The organism is Gordonia sp. ABSL11-1 (assembly GCF_030315685.1).
In the GTDB taxonomy this organism is placed as follows: Bacteria; Actinomycetota; Actinomycetes; order Mycobacteriales; family Mycobacteriaceae; genus Gordonia.
On the sequence record NZ_JASXSI010000003.1, the window covers coordinates 140977 to 149155 of the forward strand.

Annotated in this window: 1 protein-coding gene; it reads left to right on the top strand. The window is 67.9% G+C overall.

Going from position 1 to position 8179, the window contains the following annotated elements:
* The first annotated feature begins 147 nt into the window (after positions 1-147).
* Positions 148-8169, top strand: a complete 8022-nt coding sequence (locus QSJ19_RS04745) for a non-ribosomal peptide synthetase (protein WP_286318660.1) — start codon at positions 148-150, stop codon at positions 8167-8169.
* Positions 8170-8179: the final 10 nt, after the last annotated feature.

Below are 8179 nucleotides of genomic sequence, written 5' to 3' on the forward strand. Positions count from 1 at the left end.
TGAAGTTCGTTGTGAAAGGTGGATAATGACGCACACTGTTGCGAGGGAACAGCCTTCCCCCGGAACAGACAGCCCAACACGGTTCCGGTGTCGGTCGAACCGGCCGATGCCTGATCGGGCTGGCCGATGACCTGGAAGAGAGAGGCAATGGGGTCAGTCGACAACTTCCACGACGGCACTGAGTCCGAGCTCGTACCTCTGGAGCTCACCGCTGCGCAGCGAGGAATGTGGTTCGCGGAAAATCTGTCGGCAGACTATTCCGTCACCGTTGCGCAATATCTCGATATCCGGGATCAGGATCGACGACTGGATCGCGAGCTGTTCCGGCGCGCAGTCGTCGACAACGGGCGTGCACAGGAGTCGGCGTTCACCAGGATCGTCGAGGTCAACGGCATCCCGATGCAGGTCGTCGACCAATCCCTCGACAATGATCTCGAATACCGTGATTTCCGTGGTCATTCCGATCCGGCGGCCGCCGCGATGCAGTGGATGAATGACGATTATCAGCGGCAAATGGATCTCCGCACCGACAAACTCGTCGTTTCCACACTTCTCCAGATCGCCGATGATCGTCATTTCTGGTATGTGCGCGCGCATCATATTGCGCTCGACGGATATGCGGGATTGATGGCGGTTCAAGATGTCGTGAATCGATATAATGCGGCGGTCGCCGGAACAGAATATTCGGCAAAACCCGGCGCGTCGTTGGCAGAACTCGTCGAGGACGACAAGAAATACATCGAGGGCACCCGCCGCGTGTCGGACCGCGACTACTGGGTCGACCGGGTCCGTGACCTGCCGGAGCGGGTCACCCTGGCCGAGAGTTCCGTCGCCGCCGAGCTGTCCCCGCGCAACATCGTCGCCGGCTCCGAGCTGACCGCTGCGCAGCAGGGCGAACTCGATCGCGTCGCCGCCGACCTCAACACCTCGGCCGCCGTTCTCCTCACCGCCGGGTTCTCCGCCTACCTCGCCCGGATGGCCGGCACCGACGACGTGGTCCTGAGCCTTCCCGTCACCGGCCGGGCGACCGCCAAGATCAAGCGGGCGAGCGGCATGCTCGCCAACATGCTTCCGGTGCGCGCGCGCGACATCTCGCATCTGTCGATGCGCACGCTCATCGATCAGGTCACCCTGGAGCTGACCGGGGCGTTACGACACCAGCGGTACCGCTTCGAGGACATCCGCATCGACGCCGGACTGAACGACGCCAACACCGCGTCATTCGGTCCGATCGTCAACCTGATGTTCTTCGACAAGCCCATCGAGATGTCCGGCGCGAGTGTCGATTACCAGATCCTGACGTCTGGCATCCTCGAGGATCTGCGGCTCAACGTCTATCAGGCGAGTCCCGGGGCGCGACTTGTCGTCGACTTCCACGGCAACCCGAATCTTTATTCCGAGGACGAACTCCGCGGCCATCTCGAGCGGTTCCTGATCTTCCTCGACCGTCTGTTCTCCGACCTCGACGCGCTCGTCGGCGCCGTCGACCTGCTGCGCACCGACGAGAGCGCCGCCCTGGTCCGCCTCGGTGAGGGGCCGGCGCTGACCGAGCCCGTCACCGACACCCACCTGCTCGCGGCGTTCGAGCGCACGGTGCGCGACCACCCGGACGCGACGGCGGTCGTGTTCGAGGACCAGATCTGGACGTATGCGCAGTTCGATCGGCTGCGTCGCACGCTGGCCGATCACCTCGTGGACGCCGGGGCAGGCCGCGGCGACCACGTGGTGGTCGCGCTCGACCGCGGTGTGGCGCAACTGGCGGCCATCTATGCCGTCCTGACCGTCGGGGCGGCATATGTCCCCGTCGACCCGGCGCAGCCCGACGAGCGGCGCGCGCTGATCGTCGACACCGTGTCGGCACGGATCGTCCTCGACGCGGCGCGGCTGGCGTCCATCGGATTCGATGTCCGCGACGGCGACGCCGAACCCGGCGAGCACGAGGTCGTCGGCGGCGGTCCGGAAGCGGCCTACGTCCTGTTCACCTCCGGCTCCACCGGTACGCCCAAGGGCGTCCAGGTCGCACACGGCGCGGTGCTCAACCGTCTCGCCTGGATGCAGGAGAACTATCCGCTGACCGCGGGGGACCGGGTGCTCTACAAGACCCCGTTCACCTTCGACGTCTCCGTTTGGGAACTGTTGTGGCCGTTGGCCCGTGGCGCTGCGATGGTGATCGCCCGGCCGGACGGTCACCGCGATCCCGAGTACCTGCTCGACCTGATCACCGCATGGCAGGTCAACGTCGCGCACTTCGTGCCGTCGATGCTCGACGTGTACACCGAGGTGCTGATCAACGACGGCCACCAGACCCTGTTGCCGCCATCCGTGCGTCGCGTCTTCACCTCCGGTGAGGCACTGCCGCGACTCCTGGCCGACCGCGTGCTCGGCGGCTCCTCCGCGGAGCTGGTCAACCTCTACGGGCCGACCGAGGCCGCCATCGACGTCACCGAGTACCGGGTCGTCCCGGGCGACGGCCCCGTCCCGATCGGTCGTCCCGTCGCCAACACCGACGTCCTCGTCCTCGACCCGCGGCTGCAGCCGGTACCCGTCGGCGTCGCCGGTGAGCTCTACCTCGCCGGTTGTCAGCTCGCCGACGGTTACGTCGGTCGTGCCGATCTGAGCTCGGACCGGTTCGTCGCGAACCCCGTCGGCGGGCCGGGCGCCCGGATGTACCGCACCGGTGACCTCGTGCGCTGGGCCGCCGACGGACAGATCCAGTACCTCGGCCGCACCGACTTCCAGGTCAAGATCCGCGGCCAGCGCATCGAGCCGGGCGAGATCGAGGCCGTCCTCGACGGCATGCCCGGTGTGGACGCGACCGCCGTGGTCGCCCGCACCGACCTCGGCCCGGGTCCGGTCCTGGTCGCCTATCTGCGCTCCGACGACGACTCCGTCAGCGAGGCCGCCGCCCTGGCCTGGTGCCGACGACACCTTCCGTCGCACATGGTCCCGTCGGCCGCCGTCCTGCTCGAACAGTTCCCGATCAACGCGACCGGCAAGCTGGATCGCAAGCAGCTGCCGGCACCGGAGTTGCGGCCGGTGGTCGGCTATGAGGCTCCTCGCACGCCGGTCGAGCAGACACTCGCGATGCTGGTCGGTGAGATGCTCGGCGTCGATCAGGTCGGCCTGCGCGACAACATCTTCAAGCTCGGCGGCGACTCGCTGATGGCGGCGCGCCTGGTCTCGCGCGCGCGTGTGGAGCACGACGTGCGGGTGGATCTGACCGACGTGTTCACCTCGGTCGACGTCGGCGAGATCGCCGAACGATCGCGCTCCGGCGGCACCGACGGCCGGCCGGCGCTGACCCGTGTGCACCCGCGCCCGGAGACGATCCCGCTGTCGCACGCGCAGACCCGACTCTGGTTCGTGAATCGCATGGATCCCGGTGCTGCGACCTACAACATGCCGGGCGCGGTGCGCCTCGGTCACGAGGTCGATGTCACCGCGCTGCAGCAGGCCCTGGTGGACCTGGTGGAGCGGCACGAGAGCCTGCGCACCCGGTTCGGGTCGCAGGGGGGTGAGCCGGTCCAGGAGATCCTCACGACCGACGAGGCACTGCGATTCCTCGACATCGAGGTGGCCGTCGTCGACGATCGCCTCGACGAGGTCCTCACCGGCGAGGCCGCCCGCGGATTCGATCTCGCCCACGACATCCCGTTCCGTGCACGCATCCTGTCCGACCGGCACGGCGTCGTCGTGATGGTGGTGCTCCACCACATCGCCGGTGACGGATTCTCCCTCATGCCGCTGATCCGTGATCTGTTCGCCGCGTACTCCGCGCGGCGCGAGGGTGTGCAGGCCGGACTCGCGCCGCTCGAGGTGCAGTACGCGGACTTCGCGATGTGGCAGCAGCAACTCCTCGGTGACTCCGACAACCCGACCGAGGTGGCGGCCGAGGGCCTGTCGTTCTGGCAGGACGAACTCGCGGACCTGCCCGGATTCCTGCCGCTGCCGACCGACCGGCCGCGCCCGCACGTGGCGACCGGTGCCGGTGGCTATGTCGACACCGTCATCGACGCCGACCTGGCCGCGGCCATCCGCACCCTCGCGCGTGATCACAACGTCACCCCGTTCTCCGTGCTGCACACCGCGTTCGCGGTGCTGCTGACCCGCTGGGCCGAGGTCGACGAGGTCGCGATCGGCACCGCCGTCGCGGGCCGCGACGAGCCCGAGACCGTCGACCTGGTCGGCATGTTCGTCAACACGGTGGTGCTGCGGACCGCGCTGCGCCCCGACGACACGACCGCACAGCTGCTCGACCGCGCCCACACCACCCGAACCCGCGCGATGCGGCACGCATCGATCCCGTTCGAGCGGGTCGTCGAGGCCGTCTCGCCGGAACGCTCGGCCGCGCACACCCCGCTGTTCCAGGTGTCGCTGACGATGCATCCCGGTCAGGCGGCCGCCCTCGACGAGTGGGTCGATTCGGCCGAGCTTCTCGATACCCGTGTGCCCGCAGCCAAGTTCGACCTGTCGGTCACGGTGACCGATCAGGTCGGGGCGTCCGGCTTCGAGGTCGAACTCGCCTACGCGTCCGATCTGTTCGATCACCGCACCATCGAACGGGTCGGCGCGCAGCTGATCACCGTGTTGCAGTCGATGATCGACGCGCCTCACCGACCGGTCGGCACCATCGACCTGCTCGGCACCGGAGACGTCGCCGAGCTGACCGCACCGGCCGAGTCCCGGGTCATCCCGGAGACCCTGCGCGATCTGCTGTTCAACGGTCTGGTCCAGTCGAACCCGGCGGCGGTGGCGATCAGCGGCACGTCCACGATCACCTGGTCTACGCTGGAGGCCAACTCGAATCAGCTTGCGCGCGAACTGGTGTCGCGCGGTCTCGGTGCCGGCGACGTGGTGGCCATCTGCATCCCGCGGTCGCACCTGTCGGTGACGTCGATGATCGCGGTGGCGAAATCGGGTGCCGCGTTCGTCAGCATCGACCCCGGTCATCCGCCGGCCCGCCTGGCCGAGATCCTCGCGGACAGCGGGGCGTCGATGGGACTGACGTCGGTCGCCGTCCGCGCGCAGGCCCCGGCCGGCGTGGAGTGGCTGGCCGTCGACGACGAGACGGTCGAACTGCAGCTCGCCGGCCACAGCGGTGCACGACTGCACAGTGACGAACTCCGTCGCGTCCCGCGCGTCGACGATCTCGCCTATCTCATCTACACGTCCGGCTCCACCGGACGACCGAAAGCCGCCGCCGTCAGCCACATCGGTCTGGCCAACGTGGTCGCCAACCAGAAGAAGATCCTGCGTCTCGACCAGCGCTCGCGCGTGCTGCACGTGGCCTCACCGAGCTTCGACGCGTCCATCTTCGAGATCCTCATGGCGTTGGGCACCGGAGGCGAACTCGTCATCAGCCCGACCGGTGTGTACGGCGGCGACGAACTCGCGTCGCTCATCGACCGGCACCGGGTGACCCACGCGGTGATGACCCCGTCGGCGCTGGGCACCCTCGAGCCCGCCGCAGTCCCCAGTCTGGGACGCGTCATCAGCGTCGGTGAGGCCTGCCCGCCGGACCTGATGCGCCGCTGGGCACGCGCGGGGCGCGCGTTCTTCAACCTGTACGGACCCACCGAGGTCACCATCTGGGCCACCGCTGCGGGACCCATGCACGAGGGCGACGAGGTCACCGTCGGCCGCGCCGTCCCGGGAGTCGGCGCGCTCGTCCTCGACCAGACGCTGCGCCCGGTCCCCGAGGGCGTCCCGGGTGAGCTGTACCTGTCGGGTATCCAGCTCGCTCGTGCTTATCATCGCCGAAGCGATCTGACCGCAACACGTTTCGTGGCCAACCCGTTCGGTGCCGGTGAGCGGATGTACCGGACCGGAGATCGCGTGGTGCGCACGGCCACCGGCAATCTACGGTACGTCGGCCGAACCGACTTCCAGTTGAAGATCCGCGGACTGCGGATCGAGCCGGGAGAGGTCGACGCCGCGATCCTGCATCACCCGCTGGTCACCGAGGTCGTGAGTCTCGGCGTTCCCGGCCCGGGCGGTGAGGACGTGCTCGTCGCCTACGCGAAACTGGTCGATGGCGCCCCGGCCGAGCCCAAGCGCATCCTCGAGCAGGCCGCCACGCATCTGCCGGGCTACATGGTTCCCCACGCGCTGGTCGTGGTGAAGGAATTCCGCCTCACCACGTCTGGCAAGATCGACCGGAAATCCCTTCCGCCGGTGGACTTCACCGCATCGCTGCCGTATCGGGCGCCGAGTTCGCAAATGGAGGCGGTCGTCGCCGGGATCTTCGGTCAGGTGCTCGGGCAGGACCGGGTCAGCGCCGATGCCGACTTCTTCGACCTCGGCGGCAGCTCCCTGTCGGCCACCAAGGTGACGTCGCGGCTGTCGGCGCTGCTGGATCGTCAGGTCCCGGTCAAGCTCCTGTTCGAGCGGCCGACCGTGGCCACCCTGGCGCAGGCGCTGGCCGGCGGCCCGACGGGTCAGAGTGCGCCTCCGTTGCTGGCCCGCAGCCGTGCCGAACTGGTGCACGTCTCGGAGATGCAGCGCGGGCTGTGGCTGGTCAACCGTGCCGACCCCGATTCGGCCGCCTACAACGTGGCGATGGCGCTGCGTCTCACCGGAGATCTCGACGTGGCCGCACTGCAGCTGGCCACCGCGGACATCGTCCGGCGGCATGAGTCGCTGCGCACCACCTACCCGATGATCAACGGTGAGCCGATCCAGGTGATCATGCCTGCGGACGTGGTCGAGAGCGATCTCACCGTCGAGTTGCGCGAGGTCACAACCTCTCTCGAGGCCGCGATCGCGGAGGTCACCGGTGCCGGCTTCGACATCGCCACCCGCCCTCCGGTGCGGGCGGTGCTGTTACGGATCGCCTCCGACGAGCACATCCTGGTCTTCGTGGTGCACCACATCAGCGCCGACGGGGCGTCGATGTCGCCGCTCGCTCGCGACCTGATGACCGCGTACGCGGCGCGGAGCAACGGTGCCGAGCCCGCGTGGAAACCGCTGCCGGTGCAGTACGCGGACTTCAGCCTCTGGGTCTCCGAGCGGCTGGCCGTGCTCGACGCCGACGGCGTCACCGAGGGTGAGCGTCAGCTCGCCTACTGGGACGAACGGCTGGCGGGCGTGCCGGAGCGACTGGAACTGCCGTTGGATCACCAGCGGCCGAAGTCGCCGAGCTTCGCCGGTGATGCGGTGAACTTCGAGATCCCCGCGGCACTCGTCGGGCTGCTCGAGAATGTCGCCCGGCAACACCACACGACACTGTTCATGGTCGTGCACGCCGCATTCGCGGTCCTGCTCAACCGCATGTCGGGTCGCGACGACCTGGTCATCGGTACGCCGTTCGCGGGCCGCGGCGAGCAGAGCCTCGACGACGTCGTCGGCATGTTCGTCAACACGCTGGCACTGCGGACCCGGGTCAATCCGGGTGAGCAGTTCGTCGACCTGCTCGAACGCGTGCGCAACGACGATCTCGCCGACATGTCGCACACCGACGTGGCGTTCGACAACATCGTGTCGCGCACGTTGCCGAAGCCACCGACCTCGTACAACCCGATCTACCAGGTGATGCTGGCGTTCCAGGACGTCGACTTCCCGACCCTGCAGTTCGATCGGCTGACCGTGGCACCGGTGCACGAGGAACTGACGTCGGCGAAGGTCGATCTGCAGCTGACGCTGTTCCCCAACGATCCCGACCGGGACGAGCGTGGGGGAGCGATGCGGGCTCAGTTCCTCTTCGCCACAGACCTTTTCGAACGCACCACGATCGAGCGGCTGGCGTCACGCTATCTACAGGTGCTCGAGACGGTCGCCGCCGATCCCGAGCACGTCGTCGGCGATGTCAGCATTCGGCTGTCCGACGAGATCATGTCCGCGGCGCCGGAATCCGACTCGGTCGAGGTCAGCTTGGCCGACCTCGTGTCGGAGGCGGCGGCGGCCGACCCGACAGCGATGGCGGTCAGCGGCGCCGCGACGCTGACCTTCGGTGACGTCGACATCATGACGCAGGCAATGGGACCCACTGCGCCAGACGCGGATTCGGCGCTGACGATGGCGCTGATGACCTTGGTGCCGGGCCTGGCCGAGGCCGGGCCGGAAGGCTTCGACGGTCTCCTCAGTGAGCTGCGGGATCGGGCCCGAAGCGTGGTGACACAGAACGAACATTCGACGGATTCGGTTGAGTCGGAAGGCAGCGAGCGAACGTGACGGAGATCGG

Coding starts and splice junctions, on each gene's coding strand:
- QSJ19_RS04745 (WP_286318660.1), top strand. CDS start 148: ATGGGGTCAGTCGACAACTTCCACGACGGCACTGAGTCCGAGCTCGTA.